Genomic DNA, 21,884 nt, shown 5'->3' with positions numbered 1-21,884 from the left:
GTGAGAGAAGGACGCCTGTAAAATGTGAAATAGTTGATTCGAATCAGTCTGATAACTGCTGAAATTTAACACAAAAAAGATAATTCTGTGTTCTGGATCAACAAAATAGCCATTCCAAAGGGAAGGAAAAGCCTGAAAATCCTGTCAAAATATGGGGGTTAAATGCACGATCCATGCGCGCAAATACCCGCTACACTAAAATTACCCTTACAGACTGAAGCGATTTAGCTGGAAACACGCGCATCATATGTTAATAATATGATGCAGGTGTAAAATAAAGTTTGGATACTTTTGTCTAAGTTGACAAAAGGTTATAGAAAGGAGTAAAAAACCCCATAAAATTGCTGCTTATTCCAGAGTAACAGCAAAATTTGTAAGGTTTTTATCCTTCCCTTTGAATCGATGTGGTGAGTTTGCTGCCAGAACCCGAGCAGGATGCCAGCGCCACTTTTGATGAGTAAGCAAAGAGTATGTCAACTACCACCGAAATCATCGCTCAGCATTGGGCATTCGTCGTTTTTATCGTCATTGCATTTGGCCTCTGTGCGTTTATGTTAACCGGAGGATGGCTGCTTGGCGGCAGAGCGCGTGCCCGTTACAAAGACACACCTTTTGAGTCCGGCATTGAATCTGTCGGTGATACTCACCTCCGCTTGTCAGCAAAATTCTACCTGGTGGCGATGTTCTTCGTTATCTTCGACGTAGAAGCTCTCTTTTTATACGCATGGGCGACTTCAATCCGCGAAAGTGGATGGATCGGCTTTGCGGAAGCCGCAATTTTCATTTTGGTGCTCCTGGCGGGCTTGGTTTATCTGGTGCGCATTGGCGCGTTGGACTGGACGCCTGCACGCCGCCGAATCGTGGTTAAAACTCCCACGGTAAGTCACACCAATCCTCACAAGCAGTAAAAGAGAGGCAATAAGATGGACTATACGCTCACCCGCATAGACCCAAACGGTGGTGAGAACGACCGTTACCCTCTGCAAAAGCAGGAAATCGTCAGCGATCCGCTGGAGCAGCACGTTCATCGCAGCGTTTACATGGGCAAGCTCGAACATGCCCTGCACGACATGGTGAACTGGGGACGTAAAAATTCCCTGTGGCCGTACAACTTTGGTCTTTCCTGCTGCTACGTTGAGATGACGACCTCTTTCACCGCCGTGCACGATGTGGCGCGCTTTGGTGCTGAGGTTATGCGTGCTTCTCCACGTCAGGCTGACTTTATGGTGATCGCCGGTACGCCATTTACCAAAATGGCCCCGGTGATTCAGCGTTTGTACGATCAAATGCTGGAGCCGAAATGGGTCATTTCCATGGGTGCCTGTGCCAACTCAGGCGGCATGTACGATATCTATTCTGTCGTGCAGGGCGTGGATAAGTTCCTGCCGGTTGACGTTTATATCCCAGGCTGCCCGCCGCGTCCTGAAGCCTATATGCAGGCGCTACTGCTGCTGCAGGAGTCGATTGGCAAAGAGCGTCGTCCCCTGTCGTGGGTGGTCGGTGATCAGGGCGTTTATCGTGCCAATATGCAGCCTGAGCGTGAACGTAAGCGTGGCGAACGTATTGCAGTAACCAACCTGCGTACACCAGACGAAGTTTAAGTTAACCGTATGGATGGAATTCGTGCCTGCAGCAGACAACATCACAAATTAATGCATGGCACCATCCTGACGCCTTCATTTGAGCGCCTGTTATCAGGCCGGAATGGTGAGTAACGTATGACAGATTTGACCACGCAAGATCTCGCTCAGCCACTATGGCAAACCCGCGATCACCTGGATGATCCGGTGATTGGCGAGCTGCGTAATCGTTTTGGGCCGGATGCCTTTACCGTTCAGGCCACCCGCACCGGTATTCCGGTGGTGTGGATAAAGCGTGAACAGCTGCTGGAAATCATTACATTCCTGCGTAAATTACCTAAGCCGTACGTCATGCTCTATGACCTGCACGGCATGGACGAACGTTTACGTACCCACCGCGCAGGTTTACCTGACGCGGATTTTTCCGTTTTCTACCACCTGCTGTCGATTGAACGCAATCGCGACATCATGCTCAAGGTGGCTTTATCTGAAAACGATATGCATGTGCCGACCATCACCACTATTTTCGCCAATGCCAACTGGTACGAGCGCGAAACCTGGGAGATGTTTGGCATCACCTTTGATGGTCACCCGCATCTGACGCGCATTATGATGCCGCAGACCTGGGAAGGGCATCCGCTGCGTAAGGATTATCCCGCGCGCGCGACCGAGTTCGATCCTTTTACGCTGACGAAGCAGAAAGAAGATCTGGAAATGGAAGCGTTGACGTTCAAGCCTGAAGACTGGGGCATGAAACGCAGCACCGCCAATGAAGACTTTATGTTCCTCAACCTCGGTCCAAACCACCCCTCCGCGCACGGTGCTTTCCGCATCATTTTGCAGCTGGATGGTGAAGAGATCGTCGACTGCGTCCCGGACATTGGTTATCACCACCGTGGTGCGGAGAAGATGGGCGAGCGTCAGTCCTGGCACAGCTACATTCCTTACACCGACCGTATCGAGTACCTCGGTGGCTGCGTCAACGAAATGCCTTACGTACTGGCGGTAGAAAAACTGGCCGGTATCGTTGTCCCTGACCGCGTTAATGTGATTCGCGTTATGCTCTCCGAGCTGTTCCGCATTAACAGTCACCTGCTGTACATCTCCACCTTTATTCAGGACGTCGGTGCCATGACACCGGTGTTCTTTGCCTTTACCGACCGCCAGAAAATCTATGACGTGGTTGAGGCGATTACCGGTTTCCGTATGCACCCGGCCTGGTTCCGTATTGGCGGTGTGGCACACGACCTGCCGAATGGCTGGGAACGCCTGCTGCGTGACTTCCTGGACTGGATGCCGAAGCGCCTGAAAGAGTATGACAAAGCGGCGCTGCGCAACACGGTACTGATGGGTCGTTCACAAGGTGTGGCGGCCTACAATATGGAAGAAGCGCTGGCATGGGGCACCACAGGTGCGGCTCTGCGCGCGACCGGTCTTGATTTTGACGTGCGTAAATGGCGGCCATATTCAGGCTATGAAAACTTCGACTTCGACGTGCCCGTGGGTGCCGGCATCAGTGATGCCTACACGCGCGTGCAGCTGAAAATGGAAGAGATGTGGCAGTCGCTGCGTATTCTTGAGCAGTGCCTGAACAACATGCCGGCAGGGCCGTTTAAAGCGGATCATCCGCTGACCACGCCGCCGCCAAAAGAGCGCACGCTGCAGCACATTGAAACCCTGATCACTCACTTCCTGCAGGTGTCATGGGGCCCGGTTATGCCGGCCAATGAATCCTTCCAGATGATTGAGGCGACCAAAGGGATTAACAGTTACTACCTGACCAGCGATGGCAGCACGATGAGCTATCGCACACGTGTGCGTACGCCGAGCTTCCCGCATCTGCAACAGATTCCTTCGGTAATCCGTGGCAGCCTGGTATCCGATTTAATCGTGTACCTCGGTAGTATCGACTTTGTTATGTCAGACGTGGACCGCTAATTATGCACGATCAACACATTGCTATTAAAACGATCGACCCCAACGAGGTCTTCGTGCTGAGTGCGGAAGAGCACCATGCGATTGAGCACGAAAAACACCATTACGAAGATGCACGCGCCGCGTCAATTGAAGCGCTGAAAATCGTGCAGAAGCAACGCGGCTGGGTACCCGACGGCGCAATTCACGCCATTGCAGACGTGTTAGGTATTCCTGCCAGCGACGTAGAAGGTGTTGCCACTTTCTATAGCCAGATTTTCCGTCAGCCGGTTGGCCGCCATGTGATCCGCTATTGCGACAGCGTGGTATGCCACATTACGGGTTTTCAGGGAATTCAGGCAGCACTGGAAGAAAACCTGAATATCAAGCCGGGTCAGACGACAACCGATGGTCGCTTTACGTTGCTGCCAACCTGCTGCCTGGGTAACTGCGATAAAGGCCCAACCATGATGGTGGATGAAGATACGCACGTTCATCTGACGCCGGAAGGCATCGCCTCTTTGCTGGAGCAGTATCAATGACAATTAAACAGATCATTCGTACTGCAGAAACCCATCCCCTGACCTGGCGCATGCGTGACGATCAGCAGCCCGTTTGGCTGGATGAGTATCGCAGTAAAAACGGTTATGCCGGTGCAGAAAAAGCCCTGAAAGGCATGGCACCGGATGAGATCGTGGCGCTGGTGAAAGATTCCGGCCTGAAGGGACGCGGCGGTGCAGGCTTCTCTACCGGTTTGAAGTGGAGCCTGATGCCGAAAGACGAATCCATGAACATCCGTTACCTGCTGTGTAACGCCGATGAGATGGAGCCGGGCACCTATAAAGACCGCCTGTTGATGGAGCAAATGCCTCATCAGCTGGTGGAAGGCATGCTGATCAGTGCGTTTGCCCTGAAAGCTTACCGTGGCTATATCTTCCTGCGTGGCGAATACATTGAAGCTGCGGTGCACCTGCGCCGCGCTATCGCCGAAGCCACTGAAGCCGGTTTACTGGGTAAAAATATCTTGGGCTCAGGGTTCGATTTCGAACTCATCGTGCACACCGGTGCCGGCCGCTATATTTGTGGTGAAGAAACGGCCTTGATTAACTCGCTGGAAGGGCGTCGTGCTAACCCACGTTCTAAGCCACCTTTCCCGGCGAGCGCGGGCGTCTGGGGTAAACCGACCTGCGTCAACAACGTTGAAACGCTGTCAAACGTGCCAGCTATTCTGGCCAATGGGGTTGAATGGTATCAGGGCCTGTCAAAGAGCGATGATGCCGGTACGAAACTGATGGGCTTCTCAGGTCGGGTAAAAAACCCCGGCGTCTGGGAGCTGCCGTTTGGTATCACTGCCCGAGAAATTCTTGAAGACTATGCGGGCGGCATGCGCGATGGCCTGCGCTTCAAAGCCTGGCAGCCGGGCGGTGCAGGAACAGACTTCCTGACCGATCAGCACCTGGATCTGCCGATGGAGTTCGCCAGTATCGGTAAAGCAGGCAGCCGCCTGGGTACTGCCCTGGCTATGGCCGTCGACCATGAAATCAATATGGTTTCACTGGTGCGCAACCTGGAAGAGTTCTTTGCTCGCGAATCCTGCGGCTGGTGTACGCCATGCCGTGACGGTTTGCCGTGGAGCGTGAAGATCCTGCGCGCGTTGGAGCAGAAAAAAGGCCAGCCGGGGGATATCGAAACCCTGGAGCAGCTTTGCCGCCAGCTCGGCCCGGGCAAAACCTTCTGTGCTCACGCACCTGGTGCCGTCGAACCGCTGCAAAGCGCCATTAAATATTTCCGTGAAGAGTTTGAAGCCGGCATCGCGCCGCAGGTGTTTGGTAATACCCGAGCTATCGGTGGTATTCAGCCAAACCTGCTGAAAGCGCGCTGGTAATTCGCCGTTATCCACGGGAGCTGGCCCTGTGCCGCCGTTCCTGCTGCAGTGTGCAGGGACAAGAATTTGATTAACGCTCGTTTATGACGAGCCTTACGGAAGCATGTCACTATGGCTACAATCCATGTAGACGGTAAAGAATATGATGTGAACGGAGCGGACAACCTGCTACAGGCATGTCTGTCTCTGGGCCTTGATATTCCTTATTTTTGCTGGCATCCGGCGCTGGGAAGCGTGGGTGCCTGCCGCCAGTGTGCGGTAAAGCAATTCCAGAACGCTGAAGATACCCGCGGCCGCCTTGTCATGTCCTGTATGACGCCGGCGTCTGATGGCACCTTCATCTCTATTGATGATGGCGAAGCGAAAGAGTTCCGTGAAAGCGTGGTCGAGTGGTTGATGACGAACCACCCGCACGACTGTCCGGTATGTGAAGAGGGCGGTAACTGTCATCTGCAGGATATGACGGTGATGACCGGCCACAGCTTCCGTCGCTATCGCTTTACCAAACGCACCCATCGCAATCAGGATCTTGGCCCGTTCATTTCGCATGAAATGAACCGCTGTATTGCCTGCTATCGCTGCGTGCGTTACTACAAAGATTATGCTGATGGCACCGATCTGGGCGTTTATGGTGCCCATGACAACGTTTACTTCGGCCGCCCGGAAGACGGCACGCTGGAAAGCGAGTTTTCCGGTAACCTTGTCGAAATCTGCCCAACCGGCGTCTTCACCGATAAAACCCACTCTGAACGCTATAACCGTAAATGGGATATGCAGTTCGCGCCAAGCATCTGCCAGCAGTGCAGCGTAGGTTGTAACACCAGCCCGGGTGAGCGCTATGGTGAACTGCGCCGCATAGAAAACCGTTATAACGGCAGCGTTAACCACTATTTCCTGTGTGACCGTGGTCGCTTTGGTTACGGTTATGTGAACCTGAAAGATCGTCCTCATCATCCGGTGCAGTTACGTGGCAGCGACCGCGTAACGTTGAATGCAGAGCAGGCGGTGAACGTCGGTGCTGACGTTCTGCGTCAGGCGAAACGCGTGATTGGTATTGGCTCACCGCGCGCCAGCATCGAGAGTAACTTTGCGCTGCGTGAACTGGTCGGGGCCGAAAACTTCTCTACCGGTATGCCTGCGGGTGAGCAGGAGCGCCTTGAGCTGCTGTTAAAAGTGCTGCGCGAAGGTGGGATTTATACGCCGTCGCTGCGCGAAATTGAAAGCTATGACGCGGTGCTGGTGTTGGGTGAAGACCTGACGCAGGTCGGCGCGCGCGTTGCCCTGTCTGTTCGCCAGGCGGTGAAAGGCAAGGCCCGTGAAATGGCCGCTGCGCAGAAAGTCGCAGACTGGCAAATCGCGGCCATCATGAATATCGGTCAGCACGCTAAGCATCCACTCTTTGTTACCAACGTCGATGAAACGCGTCTCGATGATATTGCCGCATGGAGCTACCGTGCCCCAGTGGAAGATCAGGCGCGTCTTGGGTTTGCCATCGCCAATGCGCTGGACGAAACCGCCCCGGCCGTAAGCGATTTCGACCCTGCGCTGAACGGCAAGCTGGATGTGGTGGTACAGGCTCTGGCGGGTGCGAGAAAGCCCCTGATTATCTCCGGCGTCCACTCCGGCAGCAGCGCCATGATTGAAGCCGCAGCAAACGTGGCGAAAGCGCTTAAAGCACGCGGCGCAGAGGTGGGTATCACCTTAATGGCAAGCCATGCGAACAGCATGGGACTGGGCCTGATGGGCGGACATACCCTGGACCACGCGCTGGAGCAGCTGCAAAGCGGCGAAGCCGATGCGGTCGTCGTGCTGGAAAACGATCTTTATCGTCATGCGCCAAAAGCGCAGGTCGATGCCGCGCTGAATCATGCCGCTAATGTGATCGTGGTTGATCATCAACGCACCGCCACACTGGAAAAAGCCGGACTGGTTCTTTCCGCTGCCAGCTTCGCAGAAAGTGACGGCACCTCGATTAACCATGAAGGCCGCGCACAGCGTTTCTTCCAGGTCTACGATCCTGCCTATTACGACAACAGCATCGTGATGCTTGAAAGCTGGCGCTGGCTGCATTCACTGCACAGCGCGCTGGAAAGCCGTCACGTTGACTGGACGCAGCTCGATCATGTTATTGATGCCGTGGTCGCCAGCCTGCCACAGCTTAAAGGCATTAAAGAAGCTGCACCGGATGCCAGCTTCCGTATTCGTGGTCAGAAACTGGCGCGTTCACCGCACCGTGCCAGTGGGCGTACCGCCGCGCGCGCTAATATCAGCGTGCATGAGCCGCGTCAGCCACAGGATCAGGACACCATGTTTGCCTTCTCTATGGAAGGGAACAACCAGCCAAGCGCACCGCGTTCGCAGATTCCGTTTGCCTGGGCACCCGGCTGGAACTCACCTCAGGCATGGAACAAATTTCAGGATGAAGTGGGCGGCAAACTGCGTCACGGCGATCCCGGCGTTCGCCTGTTTGAAGCCAGCGAGGCGCAGTTAGCCTGGTTCAGCAGCGTACCAGGTGCTTATGCTACCACCGGTCAGTTCCGTGTCGCCCCTTACTACCAGTTGTTTGGTAGTGAAGAGATGACGCAGCGTGCGCCGGTAATCCAACAGCGTATGTCGGCACCGACCCTGGTGCTGAACCCGGATGATGCGGCTAAGCTGGGCGTGAACAGCGGCGCATCCGTGGAATTAACCTGTGCCGGTGAAACCGTCCGCTTGCCTGTGCGCTTCTCTTCTTCGCTGCAGGCAGGGCAGGTGGGCCTTCCACTCGGTCTGCCAGGCGTGCCGCCATTCCTGGCGAATGCAAAAATTGATTCTCTGCAGGAGGCGGCGCAATGAGCTGGTTAACTCCGGGTGTTATCGACATTCTGATCGCCGTGGGTAAAGCGCTGGTGATTCTGCTGGTTGTCGTGGGCTGTGGTGCGTTTATGAGCTTCGCCGAGCGTCGTTTGCTTGGCCTGTTCCAGAACCGCTACGGACCAAACCGCGTGGGCTGGGGCGGCTCCTTGCAGCTGGTTGCTGACATGATCAAGATGTTCTTTAAAGAGGACTGGGTTCCCCCCTTTACAGACCGCTTTATCTTTACCCTGGCGCCGGTGATTGCTTTTGTGTCACTGCTGCTGGCGTTTGCCATCGTACCGGTATCACCGACCTGGGTCGTCACTGACCTGAACATCGGGTTACTGTTCTTCCTGATGATGGCAGGCCTGGCGGTCTATGCGGTGTTGTTTGCTGGCTGGTCGAGTAACAACAAATACTCGCTGTTAGGTGCCATGCGTGCTTCTGCCCAGACGCTGAGTTATGAAGTGTTCCTGGGGCTGTCGCTGATGGGCGTAGTGGCGCAGGCGGGCTCGTTCAATATGACCGATATCGTCAACAGCCAGACGCACCTGTGGAACATCATCCCGCAGTTCTTTGGTTTTCTGACCTTCTGTATTGCGGGCGTCGCAGTGTGCCACCGTCATCCGTTTGACCAGCCAGAAGCTGAGCAAGAACTGGCCGACGGTTACCACATTGAATATGCCGGTATGAAGTTTGGCCTGTTCTTTGTGGGCGAATACGTTGCGATTACCACCGTTTCAGCGCTGATTGTTACGCTGTTCTTCGGTGGCTGGCATGGGCCTTTCCTGCCGCCATTCATCTGGTTCGCCCTGAAAACGGCGTTCTTTATGATGATGTTCATCCTGATTCGTGCTGCGCTTCCGCGTCCACGCTATGACCAGGTGCTGTCGTTCGGCTGGAAAGTGTGTCTGCCGTTGACGCTGTTGAACCTGCTGGCAACCGCCGCAGTCATTCTGTATACAGCGCAGTAAGGGGTAAACAAATGACATTAAAAGATATTGTCGTAGGCTTCGGCACGACAGTGCGCAGTATCTGGATGATAGGCATGCATGCCTTCGCGAAACGCGAAACCCAGATGTATCCGGAAGAGCCGGTCTACCTGCCACCACGCTATCGTGGTCGTATTGTACTGACCCGCGATCCCGACGGGGCAGAGCGTTGCGTTGCCTGTAACCTTTGTGCAGTAGCCTGCCCGGTAGGCTGTATTTCACTGCAAAAGGCCGAAACAAAAGACGGTCGCTGGTATCCAGAGTTCTTCCGCATTAACTTCTCACGCTGCATTTTCTGCGGTCTGTGTGAAGAGGCCTGCCCAACCACCGCTATCCAGCTGACGCCGGATTTCGAACTGGGCGAGTTCAAGCGTCAGGATCTGGTGTATGAGAAAGAAGACCTGCTGATCTCGGGGCCGGGTAAATATCCGGAATACAACTTCTACCGCATGGCAGGTATGGCGATTGACGGTAAAGATAAAGGTGACGCTGAAAACGAAGCGAAACCCATCGACGTCAAAGGCTTATTACCTTAAGGAGCAAGGCATGGAATTTGCGTTTTATCTTTGCGGACTGGTGGCGGTAGTGACGACGTTACGCGTTATCACCCACACTAATCCGGTACATGCGTTGCTGTACCTGATCGTTTCGCTGTTATCGGTGGCTGGCGTCTTTTTCTCCCTGGGTGCCTATTTTGCCGGTGCGCTGGAAATCATCGTTTATGCCGGTGCCATTATGGTGCTGTTCGTGTTCGTCGTGATGATGCTCAATCTGGGCAAAGCCACTGAAAAACAGGAACGCGAATGGCTGAGCCCGTCATTGTGGATTGGTCCCGGACTGGTTTCGTTTCTGCTGCTAGCGGTCATGATTTACGCCATCATGACAGCGCATGACCAGGGCATTGACGGTAAAATCATCGACGCAAAAGCGGTCGGTATTAGCCTGTTTGGCCCTTATGTCCTGGCGGTTGAACTGGCGTCAATGCTGCTGCTGGCCGGTCTGGTGGTGGCCTTCCATCTGGGACGCGAAGAGCGTCAGGGTGAAGTGCTGAGCAACCGTTCAAACGAAGCCGCGCAGGCGAATAAGGAGCAAGCATGATTCCGTTACAACATGGATTGATTCTGGCCGCGGTGCTGTTCGTCCTTGGACTGACCTCGCTGGTACTGCGCCGTAACCTGCTGTTTATGCTGATCAGCCTTGAAATCATGATCAACGCTGCGGCCCTGGCACTGGTCGTCGCGGGCAGCTACTGGGGACAGGCCGATGGTCAGGTGATGTATATTCTGGCAATCAGCCTCGCCGCAGCGGAAGCCAGTATTGGTCTGGCCCTGCTGCTTCAGCTCTATCGTCGTCGTCAGACGCTGAACATTGATATTGTGAGCGAGATGCGCGGATGAATCTTCTCTATTTAACTGTCTTGTTTCCGCTAATCGGCTTTTTGCTGTTAGCGTTTTCCCGTGGTCGCTGGTCAGAGAATTTATCGGCTGCTGTGGGAATGGGATCGGTGGGGTTAGCCGCACTGACGACCGTTTTTGTTGGCTTCGACTTCTTTGCTAACGGGCAGCAGGTCTTCACTCAGGCGCTGTGGACCTGGATTCACGTGGGCAATTTTAACATCCAGGTCAATCTGACCCTGGATGGCCTGTCACTGACCATGCTGTCGGTGGTCACCGGCGTCGGTTTCCTGATCCATATGTTCGCCTCCTGGTACATGCGTGGCGAAGAGGGCTATTCCCGCTTCTTCGCCTATACCAACCTGTTTATCGCCAGCATGGTGGTTCTGGTGCTGGCGGATAACCTGATGCTGATGTATCTGGGCTGGGAAGGGGTAGGGTTGTGCTCCTACTTACTGATTGGCTTCTACTACAGCAATCCAGAAAACGGCAAAGCGGCGATGAAAGCTTTTATCATCACGCGCGTCGGCGATGTGTTTCTGGCTTTTGCCCTGTTCATTCTTTACAACGAACTGGGTACGCTCAACTTCCGCGAAATGGTTGAACTGGCACCGGCACACTTTGCCGCCGACAATCACATGCTGCAGTGGGCGACCCTGATGCTGTTAGGCGGTGCGGTCGGTAAATCTGCCCAGTTGCCTTTACAGACCTGGCTGGCGGATGCAATGGCAGGTCCAACACCGGTATCGGCACTGATTCACGCCGCGACCATGGTGACGGCGGGTGTGTACCTGATTGCCCGCACACATGGCCTGTTCCTGCTGACGCCTGAAGTGCTGCATCTGGTCGGCATTATCGGTGCCATTACCCTGGTGCTTGCCGGTTTTGCCGCGCTGGTGCAGACGGACATCAAACGTGTTCTCGCTTACTCCACCATGAGCCAGATTGGCTATATGTTCCTGGCGCTGGGCGTACAGGCGTGGGATGCCGCGATTTTCCACCTGATGACTCACGCCTTCTTTAAAGCCTTACTGTTCCTCTCTTCAGGTTCGGTTATTCTGGCCTGCCACCACGAGCAGAACATCTTTAAGATGGGCGGACTGCGTAAAAGTATCCCGCTGGTTTATACCTGCTTCCTGGTCGGCGGCGCGGCGCTGGCGGCACTGCCGCTGATTACCGCAGGATTCTACAGTAAAGATGAAATCCTGTTTGGTGCGCTGGCTAACGGTCATCTTAACCTGATGGTTGCGGGTCTGGTGGGGGCGTTCCTGACCTCAATCTATACCTTCCGCATGATCTTCATCGTGTTCCACGGCGAAGAGAAAATTCATGCTCATGCGGGTAAAGGCATTACCCATCATCTGCCGCTGATTGTACTGCTGGTGCTCTCCACCTTTATTGGCGCATTAATTACCCCACCGCTGGCGGGTGTTTTACCGGCTAATGAGTTTGGTGAAAACGGTAAAGTGACGCTGGAGATCGCTTCTGGTCTGGTCGCCGTTGCCGGCATCGTTATTGCTGCCGCGCTCTGGCTGGGCAAGCGTCAACTGGTTACCCGCATCGCCAATAGCGGCCCGGGCCGGTTCTTCGGCACCTGGTGGTTCGCCGCCTGGGGCTTCGACTGGCTCTACGATAAAGTGTTTGTCAAACCTTACCTGGGCATTGCGTGGCTGTTGAAACGCGATCCGCTTAACGGCTTGATGAACCTGCCTGCGTTGCTTTCACGTATCGCCAATAAAGGTCTGGTGGTGAGTGAAAACGGTTATCTGCGCTGGTACGTGGCGTCGATGAGCGTGGGTGCCGTCGTGGTTCTGGCCCTGTTGCTGGTAATTTAAAGATTGATGAGCGGGTAGGTGTGAAAACTTACCCATTAAGAATGTCAAAGATTGTCTGATGTAAGGGCGTAATCGGCGCAGTCCGTTTCGCCACCGCCAGCGCACAGCAACCGGAGCGTACTGAAGTACGTGAGGATGCGAGCACTGCCGGGGGCGAAACGGGCAAGTGAGATAGCCCGAGCCAGGACAAAAAAAAGGGAAGTATGCCGTGTTATTACCTTGGCTAATTTTCATACCCTTCTTCGGTGGTTTTATCTGCTGGCTCACCGAGCGCTTCGGCGCGAAGGTGCCACGCTGGATTGCCCTGATCACCATGGGGCTGACGTTGGCGCTTTCACTGCAGCTCTGGTTGCAGGGTGGCTATTCACTGACGCAGGCAGCGGGTATTCCGCAGTGGCAATCGAGCTTCTCAGTACCCTGGATTCCTCGTTTCGGCATTAATTTCCATTTAGCGCTTGATGGCCTTTCGCTGTTAATGGTGGTGCTGACTGGACTGCTCGGCCTGATGGCGGTGCTGTGTTCATGGAACGAGATCGAGAAGTATCAGGGGTTCTTCCATCTTAACCTGATGTGGATTCTGGGCGGCGTTATCGGTGTGTTCCTTGCCATCGACATGTTCCTGTTCTTCTTCTTCTGGGAAATGATGCTGGTGCCGATGTACTTCCTCATTGCACTGTGGGGACATAAGGCATCGGACGGTAAGACACGTATCACCGCCGCCACCAAATTCTTTATTTATACCCAGGCGTCAGGTCTGGTGATGCTGATTGCGATTCTGGCGCTGGTGTTTGTTCATTACAACGCTACCGGCGTCTGGACCTTCAACTACGAACAGTTGTTGAAAACGCCAATGTCGCACACCGTTGAATATCTGCTGATGCTGGGCTTCTTTATCGCGTTTGCGGTGAAAATGCCGGTGGTGCCACTGCACGGCTGGCTGCCTGATGCGCACAGTCAGGCACCGACAGCCGGTTCAGTGGACCTGGCGGGTATTCTGCTGAAAACCGCAGCCTATGGTTTGCTGCGCTTCAGCCTGCCGCTGTTTCCCAACGCCTCGGCTGAGTTTGCACCTGTCGCGATGTGGTTAGGTATTATCGGTATCTTCTACGGCGCATGGATGGCGTTCTCGCAGACTGATATTAAACGACTGATTGCTTACACGTCGATTTCACACATGGGCTTTGTGCTGATTGCGATTTACACCGGTAGCCAGCTGGCTATGCAGGGCGCAGTGGTACAGATGATTGCGCACGGTTTGTCGGCGGCGGCACTGTTCATCCTGTGTGGACAGTTGTATGAGCGCCTGCACACGCGTGATATGCGTCAGATGGGCGGTCTGTGGTCGCGTATCAAATGGATTCCGGGTTTATCACTGTTCTTTGCTGTCGCCAACCTGGGGATGCCGGGCACCGGTAACTTCGTGGGTGAGTTTATGATCCTCACCGGCAGCTTCCAGATCGTCCCTGTCATTATTGTGATTGCGACCTTTGGTCTGGTTTTCGCTTCGGTTTATTCGCTGGTAATGATGCAGCGTGCCTATTACGGTGAAGCGAAATCTAAAGATCCACTGCCGGGCATGTCGGCACGTGAATTCATGACCATTGGCGTGCTCGTGGTTCTGCTGGTGCTGCTGGGTATTTATCCACAGCCGATTCTGGATACCTCACATGCTGCAATGAGCAATATTCAGCAGTGGTTTACCGCTTCAATTTCAACTACAAGGCCGTAATTCGCCATGACAATAACTCCTCAACAATTGATCGCGTTGCTGCCGCTGTTAATCGTCGGATTGACGGTGGTGGTTGTGATGCTGTCCATTGCCTGGCGACGCAACCACTTTGTTAACGCCACGCTAACGGTGGTTGGCCTGAACCTGGCTCTGCTGTCACTCTACTTTGTGGGCCATGTCGGGGCGATGGACGTCACGCCGCTGCTGCGCGTCGACGCTTATTCGATGTTCTATACCGCACTGGTGATGCTGGCCAGCCTGGCAACCTGTACCTTCGCCTATCCGTGGCTGGCAACATTCCCGGATAACAAGGACGAGTTCTATCTGCTGGTATTGATTGCCGCGCTGGGCGGTATTGTGCTGTCAGCCTCTAACCACCTTGCGTCGCTGTTTATTGGTATTGAGCTGCTGTCTCTGCCGCTGTTTGGGTTGATTGGTTACGCATTCCGCCAGAAACGTTCTCTGGAAGCGGCCCTGAAATACACCATCTTGTCGGCGGCAGCATCGTCTTTCCTGCTGTTTGGTATCGCGCTGATTTATGCTGACTCCGGCAACCTGGGCTTTGTCAGCCTGGGCAAAAGCCTCACTGACAGCATGATTCAGGAACCGCTGTTGCTAGTGGGCCTGGGGATGCTGATTATCGGTCTGGGCTTTAAGCTGTCGCTGGTGCCGTTCCACCTGTGGACGCCAGACGTGTATCAAGGCGCGCCTGCACCTGTGTCAACCTTCCTGGCAACCGCCAGTAAAATTGCCATTTTTGGTGTTGTCATGCGTCTGTTCATGTACGCGCCGGTCACGGACAGCGAAGCCGTGCGGACGGTACTGGGCATTATCGCCTTTGTTTCCATCCTGTTCGGTAACCTGATGGCGATTTCGCAGAGCAACATCAAGCGTCTGCTGGGTTACTCGTCTATCGCCCATTTGGGTTACCTGCTGGTCGCGCTGATTGCGGTTAAAGATCATCAGCTGTCGCTGGAAACCTCTGGGGTTTACCTGGCGGGTTATCTGTTCAGCAGCCTGGGTGCGTTTGGTGTCGTGAGCCTGATGTCGAGCCCGTATCGTGGTCCGGACGCCGATTCACTCTACTCCTACCGTGGTCTGTTCTGGCATCGTCCGATTCTGTCTGCGGTAATGACCGTAATGATGCTGTCACTGGCCGGTATTCCAATGACGCTGGGCTTTATCGGTAAGTTCTACGTTATTGCCTCAGGCGTCAGTGCCCACCTGTGGTGGCTGACCGGTGCGGTCGTGGTCGGTAGTGCGATTGGCCTGTATTACTATCTGCGCGTTACCGTCAGTCTGTACCTCAGTCCACCAGAACTGCTGAGCCGCGATACGCCAGCGAACTGGGCTTTCACTGCCGGTGGTGTTGTGGTGCTGATTTCTGCGATTCTGGTGCTGCTGTTGGGTGTTTATCCACAGCCGCTAATCAGACTGGTACAAATGGCCCAGCCGCTGATGTAAGTTTACGCCGTTACACTGAATCAGGCCTCCGGGCCTGATTTTTTTTGCCTTGATCCTGTCCCGTCAGCCCGTTGGTCAGTTCAAACCCGCTTGCTCCTGCTGATGCGTCCACCTTCCCGTTATAAAATGCATATCTTCATTCTGTTTCCATAGTTTCCTGCTGAAATGGGCCATACCTTGCTATCAGGAGTACCCGCTATGGATCGTCGCCGTTTTCTGACAGGTTTGGCAGCTGCATGGGTTGCCGCCAGGAGTACCGTTTCCCAGGCTCAGCCATCCGCTTACTCACAAAGGGTGGTGCCGCTCTGGCCTGGCACACCTCCGGGCGGCGGCGGACCGGAAGGCCAGATCGAGACGCTGCCTTCAGGGGCGCAACGTCATATCGCCATTCCGACCTTAACGGTGTTAAGTCCCAGCGTGTCGAACGGTCATGTTGTTCTGATAGCCGGGGGCGGCGGCTATCAGCGCATTGAGATGGCAAAAGAGTCCTGGCCTGCAGCGCGCTGGTTAACCGCACGCGGCTATACCGCAGCGGTGCTGCGCTACCGTCTTCCCGGTGAGGGCTGGACTGATGGGAATGAAGTGGCCTTACAGGACGCCCAGCGCGCGCTGCGGCTGTTAAGACCGCAGGCAAAGCGGTTAACGGTGCTGGGTTTTTCAGCCGGTGCGCATCTGCTCGGGATGGCCGTGACCCGGCATCAGCTTCACAGCTACCCAGCCATGGATGCCCTGGACAGCACGCCCGCTTATGCTGATGCTGCTGCGTTGATCTATCCGGTCATCACACTGGAAGCGCCTTATACGCACACGGCAACACACCGTATGTTAGTCGGTGCGCATGCCACGGCGGCAGAAGATGCAGCCTGGTCAGTGCAGAATTATGTGACATCAACATCGCCCCCTTTTTTTCTGGTCCAGGCCGAGGACGATCCGGTTTCCGATCCCCATAACACACTGATTATGGCACGTGCCTGCCGACAGCATCAGGTTGACGTGGAGATGTATCGTTATCTCACGGGCGGTCATGGGTTTGGCATGGGAAAACCCGGAACGCCCACCGTCGCCTGGCCTGGGCATTATCAACGCTGGCTGCAGAAAGGGTAGCATTGTAGATTAGTGTTATTGCGCCGCCGGGCAGTCAGCCCATTGTGATAAGGATAAGAGATGCAAATCAGTTGGCTGGATCTTCACCAGCAAGCCATAACCGTACCGCAGCTTTATGCGGCGCTGGTCCTGCGCTGCAAGGTGTTCGTGGTGGAGCAAAACTGTGCCTATCTGGACGTCGATGGCCTGGATTTGCAGGCCGATAACCGCCATGTGTTGGGCATGGCGCAGGATGAACTGCTCGCGTATGCCCGCATCTTGTCACCGGATGGCCCGCAGGCAGACATCACCATCGGGCGCGTTATCGTTTCTGATAAGGCGCGTGGTCTGAATCTGGGAAACCAGCTCATGGCGCAGGCGATAGCCAGTTGTGAGCAGCACTGGCCGGGACATGCGCTGTTTCTTTCCGCCCAGGCGCATCTCCAGGCTTTCTATCAGCGACATGGCTTTGTTGCGGTCAGCGACAGCTATCTTGAAGATGGCATTGCCCATATTGATATGCGCAGAGCAGAGCAGGCTGGCGAATGAGTCTGCCTGTGCACTGGGCGAAACGCAGCAGGTTTGAAAAGAGAGGCGCGCTGACGGGTGAGCATTCACCACGCGCTGCAGGAGATGATGGGCAAAAAAAATGCATCCCGGCAGAGCGCCTGGGATGCATTTAGGTCAAGCCTGAACGATTAACTCACCGTCATCTGACGGTCATCAACGTATTTACGCTGATCCGGCGGCGGCGGAACGTACTGATAGAGCCAGGTTTCACTCAGGGTTTCCTCTTTTGTTCGCAGGAACAGACGCATTTCAACCGGTTTGACGGCGTCGCTGTTGGGATACCAGTCGAACAGAATGCGGTAGCCCTTGATGGGTTCGACATAGAGAATCTCAACCTGTTTGAAGGTACCGGATGAAACGGTAATTACCGGCTCAATCCCTTTCGCTGCGGCGGCCTGCAAATCACCACCGATGAAATCGATAGCAAAGCGACGGCACCAGACATCCGGGAAGTGCTCGCCGGGTGCCCAGCCTTCAGGGAAACCACCGATGCCGGTACGGGTTGCATCCACGCGCGCCAGATCGCTCTGTACAGGCGGCAGGGCACTCCAGTAAAGCTTGTAGGCAAAACTGTATTCGCTGCCGGCTTTAATTGGCTCAGCGGGCTGCCAGAAGCAAACAATGTTATCGAGCGTTTCACCGGTCGTCGGAATTTCCATCAGGTTGATGGCGCCTTTGCCCCATTTGCCTACTGGTTCAACCCACAGGCTCGGACGCTTGTTATACCAGCCGATAACGTCCTGATAATTCTCGAAGTCATGGTCAAGCTGCAGCAGACCAAAACCGCGTGGGTTTTCATCTTCATAGGCATTGAACTGCAAACGCTGAGGATTATTCAACGGACGGGCAATCCATTCCCCTTTACCGTTCCACATCGCCAGGCGATCGGAGTCGTGAATCTGTGGGTGATAGGTATTACACATGCGACGTTCGTTGGTGCCGCAGCTGAACATACTGGTCATCGGCGAAATGCCTAACTGGCGAATATCCTTGCGGGCAAAGAGATGATTTTCAATCTCCATCACCACGCGTTCGGCTTCGCAGTGAATGACAAACTTATAGGCGCCGGTGATGCTGGCTCCGTCCAGTAAGGCATAGCAGGTAAACGTGGTGTCCTCGGCTTTCGGCGTTTCAAACCAGAACGCCGTAAAGTCGGGGAACTCTTCCTGACCATTGCTGAACGTGTTGATTGCCACGCCACGGGCGGACAGGCCGTACTGATAAGTGTCATCGACCGCACGGAAGTAACTGGCACCCAGGAAAGAGACGATATCGCGGCGGGCCAGCTCAGGCTTTTTAAACGCGCGGAAGCCCGCAAAGCCAAGATCGGTTTTGCCTTCCAGCTGTTTGGTGTCGACTTTGGCATCGTTGTAATTAAACAACTCAGGACGGAAATGAATTTCACGTGCTTCACGGCTGGCGCTGTCCACGGAGAACATACGGATGCGGCGTTTGAATCCCATTCCTACGTGAAAGAACTGCACATCCAGTTCGCGATTGGGAATATTGTTCCACAGAGAGTGGCTGGCATCATACTGAATGTCGTTGTATGCCTGCGGTGTCAGGGTCGCCAGCGTGGGTGGAAGAGGGCCGGGTGCGCCGCCCCAGGGTTTTTTAGCCAGCGCGGCCGCATTCTTCTTCAACTCATCGAAATCGAAGCGTACTGCGGTTCCGTCAGCAATGCCATCGTCTGCCCAGGCGGATTGCGCGAACAGCGTCGATAAGCCTGTCATCCCGCTTACTGCGGAGAAGGCCATTGACGCTTTCATAAACATTCTTCGATTCATGCCAGAGATCATTCCTTAGCTGTTCGAGTTTGTTGTGACTGTCGTGTCAGCACATTGTTATACACATGGCCTGATTATTACAGGCAACAGCAGGGTACGACAGTCGGCGTAGAGAAAAATTCAGTTCGCTAAAAATTTATCAGATAAATCAAATAAGCGAAGCGAAATTACGGCCAGCAGGCTATCTCTTACACTTCTTTGCGTAGCGCTCAGCGTGACACAGATTGACTCGCGTTCGGTTTACTTATGCTGATTTTCAGGCGATTCCTGGTCGGGTTCCGCGCAAAGCCCTATTTTATGGCTATAGTTACCTTTGTGCTTTGCAATTCACATGGAGGAAATGATGGTAAAACAGACTGAACCTTTCGAAACAGGCTATGACGACGATATCGCACTGCTGACCGAAACGCTGGAAGAAGTGCTGAAGTCATCAGGCGATCCGGCCGACCAGAAATATATCGAACTCAAAACCAAAGCTGAACGAGCGCTGGAAGATGTAAAGTCACGTGTTAGCCAGGCATCCGATAGCTACTACTATCGTGCTAAGCAGGTGGCTTACCGTGCTGATGACTACGTACATGAGAAACCGTGGAAAGGCATCGGCATCGGTGCGACTGCGGGACTGATTTTAGGCTTGCTGCTGGCTCGCCGTTAATCGTAACGCGCACTACATCGCGTACAACGGGCAGGCTTCGTCCTGTCCGTTTTGTTTTTGAATTTCGGCTTCTTCGCACCCGCATGTTAGTCCCGCTGTTTTACTCTCCCGCCTGTCCCGCCTGAAAAGGTTTTATTCCGTGCTAAATCCGCCTTACAGATTGTGTTTTACGCAGGGGCTTCCTAAAGTGAAGTGACTGGCACAAGGAGAAAGAACGTGATTAGAGTTGAAATGCTGTCCACGGGCGATGAAGTGTTACATGGTCAAATCGTCGATACCAACGCGGCCTGGCTGGCTGATGTGTTATTTCAGCACGGGCTGCCGATGACCAGCCGTACGACGGTCGGTGACTCCCTGTCATCGCTGGTGGAGACGCTACAGGCGCGTAGCCTTGAGGCGGACGTTCTCATCGTCAACGGCGGTCTTGGCCCTACCAGTGACGATCTCAGTGCTCAGGCGGCGGCCAAAGCGAGCGGGGTAGCGCTGGTCATGCAGGAAGACTGGCTGGAAACCATGGAAGCCTGGTTCGCCAGCCGCGGACGGGTGATGGCAGACAGTAATCGTAAGCAGGCAGAAATCCCCGCTAACGCTGAAATGCTGGATAACCCGGTCGGTACCGCCTGTGGGTTCGCCATGCAACTCAACCGCTGCTGGTTGTTTTTCACCCCTGGCGTGCCTTCAGAATTTAAAGTAATGGTTGAGCAACAAATCATTCCCCGCCTGAAAGACAAATTTGAACTGCCCGAGCCGCCGCTTTGTCTGCGCCTGACCACTTTTGGTCGTGGGGAAAGTGACATTGCCAATGAACTGGAGCCGCTGCCCCTGCCAGAGAACGTGTTAATGGGCTACCGCTCGTCGATGCCCATTATCGAAATCAAACTGACCGGACCGGCCTCCCAGCGTGTTGCAATGGAGCAGGTCTGGCAACAGGTGCGTTTGCTGCTGGCGGAGTGCACGATTTTTGAAGGCACCGAGGGGCTGCCTGCACTGTTGGCGCGTGAGCTGCATCAGCGTCACTGGCGCCTGGCGATTAGCGAGCAGTACACCGCAGGTTTACTGAACTGGCAGCTGGCTTCAGCTGAGGTTCCCCTGAGCGCCACCGAAATTTTACCGCAGCAGGACGAAAGTCTTGAAGTACAGGTAATGCGTACTCAGGCGCTGGCGGCGAGGCTTCAGACACCGTTAGCCCTGTCGGTAGGCAATCTGCGCGAAGGCGAAATCTCCGTTGCGCTCCATACGCCAGAGGCTACATGGGGGCAACGCGTGAAGTTCAGCCACGGTCGCCACAACCTGGAAACCCGGCAAAAAGTCGTGGCGATGATGGCGATGAATATGCTGCGGCGCTGGTTGCACGGCAGTGAGGTAAGCACAGGCCACGGCTGGATTGACGTAATCGAAACGGTTAAGCACTAAGGATTACAGGGCCGCATTGCGTGAAGGCGGCCCTGTACATCCAGGCTGTTCGGCTCTTCTGCACGAACGCTACTCCGGTCTCGGCTGGCATGATGCCGTAGGCTGCAGTAATCCCCCCGCCAGCACGTTAAATGTCGCCGTCACTTTCGCTAAGGTCGCCTGAGGATCATCACTGGCGGCCACCCACAATGCGGCAGTAAAAGCGGCACCGTTGAGCAAGCGGGCTGCCGCTTCGACGTCCACCGGCTTCACTACTCCGTTCTTAACCATCTCACTCAGCGCGCTTTGCGTGGCAGCCAGGCAGGCGTTCTGGCTGGGCCAGAGAGAGGGATCGCCAAGAAAGGCCGGGCCATCCAGTAACACAATGCGCTGGACTTCAGGGTCGAGCGCCATGTGAATGTACGCGTTCCCTTCCTCCAGTAGCTGGTTCCAGCTGTCTTTTATACCCGCCGCTCTCTCTTTGGCCCGATGGGCTATTTCACTATCGACTTCCGCCACAACGGCGGCGAGCAGGCCGCGCTTATCGCCAAAGTTGTGGTAGAGCGCCCCGCGGGTTAACCCGACGCTGGCAGTAAGCTCATCCATAGAAGCGGCTGCAAAGCCTTTTTCTGCAAACGCTTTGCGTGCTGCGGATATCAGTTTGACGCGATTCTCTTCCATCGTGACCGCGCGTGGCCGTGCTGTCATCTCTCCTCCTTTTCAGATACGTACCGTATTTGGCTTTGACATACGACGCGTATCTGTGTTC

Annotated in this window: 19 protein-coding genes; 17 read left to right on the top strand and 2 right to left on the bottom strand. The window is 54.7% G+C overall.

Going from position 1 to position 21,884, the window contains the following annotated elements; translation table 11 throughout:
• The first annotated feature begins 470 nt into the window (after window positions 1-470).
• The 15 genes from CMR03_RS04345 to CMR03_RS04275 all read left to right on the top strand — a co-directional run bounded on the left by CMR03_RS04345 (window position 471) and on the right by CMR03_RS04275 (window position 17,260).
• Entirely contained in the window at window positions 471-908 is a 438-nt protein-coding gene (locus CMR03_RS04345; protein ID WP_063880298.1) for an NADH-quinone oxidoreductase subunit A, read from the top strand.
• A gap of 15 nt (window positions 909-923) precedes the next feature.
• Window positions 924-1,601: a NuoB/complex I 20 kDa subunit family protein gene (locus tag CMR03_RS04340; protein WP_063880297.1), complete on the top strand. Its 678-nt coding sequence runs from the start codon at window positions 924-926 to the stop codon at window positions 1,599-1,601.
• 117 nt (window positions 1,602-1,718) lie between these two features.
• A complete protein-coding gene (gene nuoC, locus CMR03_RS04335; RefSeq protein WP_096010881.1) occupies window positions 1,719-3,518 on the top strand; it encodes an NADH-quinone oxidoreductase subunit C/D in 1,800 nt (599 codons plus the stop codon).
• Between the two features lie 2 nt (window positions 3,519-3,520).
• Window positions 3,521-4,036 carry an NADH-quinone oxidoreductase subunit NuoE gene (nuoE, locus tag CMR03_RS04330; protein ID WP_013026512.1) on the top strand — a complete coding sequence of 172 codons (516 nt, stop codon included), beginning with the start codon at window positions 3,521-3,523 and terminating at the stop codon, window positions 4,034-4,036.
• A 2-nt stretch (window positions 4,037-4,038) separates the two neighbouring features.
• Window positions 4,039-5,379, top strand: coding sequence for an NADH-quinone oxidoreductase subunit NuoF (nuoF, locus tag CMR03_RS04325; protein WP_172823930.1), 1,341 nt, complete (start codon window positions 4,039-4,041; stop codon window positions 5,377-5,379).
• Between the two features lie 111 nt (window positions 5,380-5,490).
• Window positions 5,491-8,214, top strand: coding sequence for an NADH-quinone oxidoreductase subunit NuoG (nuoG, locus tag CMR03_RS04320; RefSeq protein WP_063880294.1), 2,724 nt, complete (start codon window positions 5,491-5,493; stop codon window positions 8,212-8,214).
• Complete coding sequence (gene nuoH / locus CMR03_RS04315) at window positions 8,211-9,188, top strand: NADH-quinone oxidoreductase subunit NuoH (protein WP_096010880.1); 978 nt, start codon at window positions 8,211-8,213, stop codon at window positions 9,186-9,188. The genes nuoG and nuoH overlap by 4 nt, the downstream gene beginning before the upstream one ends.
• A gap of 11 nt (window positions 9,189-9,199) precedes the next feature.
• A complete protein-coding gene (nuoI, locus tag CMR03_RS04310) occupies window positions 9,200-9,742 on the top strand; it encodes an NADH-quinone oxidoreductase subunit NuoI (RefSeq protein ID WP_006120020.1) in 543 nt (180 codons plus the stop codon).
• A gap of 10 nt (window positions 9,743-9,752) precedes the next feature.
• Window positions 9,753-10,304, top strand: coding sequence for an NADH-quinone oxidoreductase subunit J (gene nuoJ / locus CMR03_RS04305; RefSeq protein WP_063880292.1), 552 nt, complete (start codon window positions 9,753-9,755; stop codon window positions 10,302-10,304).
• Window positions 10,301-10,603 carry an NADH-quinone oxidoreductase subunit NuoK gene (gene nuoK / locus CMR03_RS04300; protein WP_013026506.1) on the top strand — a complete coding sequence of 101 codons (303 nt, stop codon included), beginning with the start codon at window positions 10,301-10,303 and terminating at the stop codon, window positions 10,601-10,603. The genes nuoJ and nuoK overlap by 4 nt, the downstream gene beginning before the upstream one ends.
• On the top strand, window positions 10,600-12,435 hold the full coding sequence (nuoL, locus tag CMR03_RS04295; protein ID WP_063880291.1) for an NADH-quinone oxidoreductase subunit L: 1,836 nt from the start codon (window positions 10,600-10,602) through the stop codon (window positions 12,433-12,435). The genes nuoK and nuoL overlap by 4 nt, the downstream gene beginning before the upstream one ends.
• 208 nt (window positions 12,436-12,643) lie before the next feature.
• Entirely contained in the window at window positions 12,644-14,164 is a 1,521-nt protein-coding gene (gene nuoM, locus CMR03_RS04290) for an NADH-quinone oxidoreductase subunit M (RefSeq protein WP_063880290.1), read from the top strand.
• A gap of 6 nt (window positions 14,165-14,170) precedes the next feature.
• Entirely contained in the window at window positions 14,171-15,628 is a 1,458-nt protein-coding gene (nuoN, locus tag CMR03_RS04285; RefSeq protein WP_063880289.1) for an NADH-quinone oxidoreductase subunit NuoN, read from the top strand.
• A 198-nt stretch (window positions 15,629-15,826) separates the two neighbouring features.
• Complete coding sequence (locus CMR03_RS04280; RefSeq protein ID WP_096010879.1) at window positions 15,827-16,732, top strand: alpha/beta hydrolase; 906 nt, start codon at window positions 15,827-15,829, stop codon at window positions 16,730-16,732.
• A gap of 60 nt (window positions 16,733-16,792) precedes the next feature.
• Complete coding sequence (locus tag CMR03_RS04275) at window positions 16,793-17,260, top strand: GNAT family N-acetyltransferase (RefSeq protein WP_096010878.1); 468 nt, start codon at window positions 16,793-16,795, stop codon at window positions 17,258-17,260.
• Window positions 17,261-17,409: 149 nt separating this feature from the next.
• On the opposite strand, the gene CMR03_RS04270 is transcribed toward CMR03_RS04275, so the two are convergent.
• Entirely contained in the window at window positions 17,410-19,068 is a 1,659-nt protein-coding gene (locus CMR03_RS04270; RefSeq protein ID WP_096010877.1) for a glucan biosynthesis protein D, read from the bottom strand.
• 343 nt (window positions 19,069-19,411) lie between these two features.
• On the opposite strand from CMR03_RS04270, the gene elaB reads away from it, so the two are divergent.
• The gene (gene elaB / locus CMR03_RS04265) at window positions 19,412-19,723 is read left to right on the top strand and encodes a stress response protein ElaB (RefSeq protein WP_063880285.1); all 312 of its coding nucleotides are present in this window, start codon (window positions 19,412-19,414) and stop codon (window positions 19,721-19,723) included.
• 216 nt (window positions 19,724-19,939) lie between these two features.
• Window positions 19,940-21,136 carry a nicotinamide mononucleotide deamidase-related protein YfaY gene (locus tag CMR03_RS04260; protein WP_096010876.1) on the top strand — a complete coding sequence of 399 codons (1,197 nt, stop codon included), beginning with the start codon at window positions 19,940-19,942 and terminating at the stop codon, window positions 21,134-21,136.
• Window positions 21,137-21,205: 69 nt separating this feature from the next.
• Here the strand turns inward: CMR03_RS04260 and CMR03_RS04255 are convergent, their stop codons facing one another.
• Complete coding sequence (locus tag CMR03_RS04255; protein ID WP_096010875.1) at window positions 21,206-21,823, bottom strand: TetR/AcrR family transcriptional regulator; 618 nt, start codon at window positions 21,821-21,823, stop codon at window positions 21,206-21,208.
• Window positions 21,824-21,884: the final 61 nt, after the last annotated feature.

Origin of the sequence: Pantoea allii (assembly GCF_002307475.1) — a bacterium.
GTDB classification, from domain to species: domain Bacteria; phylum Pseudomonadota; class Gammaproteobacteria; order Enterobacterales; family Enterobacteriaceae; genus Pantoea; species Pantoea allii.
Note: the sequence above shows the minus strand (reverse complement) of the source record. Positions and strands in the feature narration are given on the sequence as shown.

Excerpts from the sequence above, each read along its gene's own strand:
- CMR03_RS04345 (WP_063880298.1), top strand. The coding sequence starts at position 471 with ATGTCAACTACCACCGAAATCATCGCTCAGCATTGGGCATTCGTCGTT.
- CMR03_RS04340 (WP_063880297.1), top strand. The coding sequence starts at position 924 with ATGGACTATACGCTCACCCGCATAGACCCAAACGGTGGTGAGAACGAC.
- nuoC (WP_096010881.1), top strand. The coding sequence starts at position 1,719 with ATGACAGATTTGACCACGCAAGATCTCGCTCAGCCACTATGGCAAACC.
- nuoE (WP_013026512.1), top strand. The coding sequence starts at position 3,521 with ATGCACGATCAACACATTGCTATTAAAACGATCGACCCCAACGAGGTC.
- nuoG (WP_063880294.1), top strand. The coding sequence starts at position 5,491 with ATGGCTACAATCCATGTAGACGGTAAAGAATATGATGTGAACGGAGCG.
- nuoH (WP_096010880.1), top strand. The coding sequence starts at position 8,211 with ATGAGCTGGTTAACTCCGGGTGTTATCGACATTCTGATCGCCGTGGGT.
- nuoI (WP_006120020.1), top strand. The coding sequence starts at position 9,200 with ATGACATTAAAAGATATTGTCGTAGGCTTCGGCACGACAGTGCGCAGT.
- nuoJ (WP_063880292.1), top strand. The coding sequence starts at position 9,753 with ATGGAATTTGCGTTTTATCTTTGCGGACTGGTGGCGGTAGTGACGACG.
- nuoK (WP_013026506.1), top strand. The coding sequence starts at position 10,301 with ATGATTCCGTTACAACATGGATTGATTCTGGCCGCGGTGCTGTTCGTC.
- nuoL (WP_063880291.1), top strand. The coding sequence starts at position 10,600 with ATGAATCTTCTCTATTTAACTGTCTTGTTTCCGCTAATCGGCTTTTTG.
- nuoN (WP_063880289.1), top strand. The coding sequence starts at position 14,171 with ATGACAATAACTCCTCAACAATTGATCGCGTTGCTGCCGCTGTTAATC.
- CMR03_RS04280 (WP_096010879.1), top strand. The coding sequence starts at position 15,827 with ATGGATCGTCGCCGTTTTCTGACAGGTTTGGCAGCTGCATGGGTTGCC.
- CMR03_RS04275 (WP_096010878.1), top strand. The coding sequence starts at position 16,793 with ATGCAAATCAGTTGGCTGGATCTTCACCAGCAAGCCATAACCGTACCG.
- CMR03_RS04270 (WP_096010877.1), bottom strand. The coding sequence starts at position 19,068 with ATGAATCGAAGAATGTTTATGAAAGCGTCAATGGCCTTCTCCGCAGTA.
- elaB (WP_063880285.1), top strand. The coding sequence starts at position 19,412 with ATGGTAAAACAGACTGAACCTTTCGAAACAGGCTATGACGACGATATC.
- CMR03_RS04255 (WP_096010875.1), bottom strand. The coding sequence starts at position 21,823 with ATGACAGCACGGCCACGCGCGGTCACGATGGAAGAGAATCGCGTCAAA.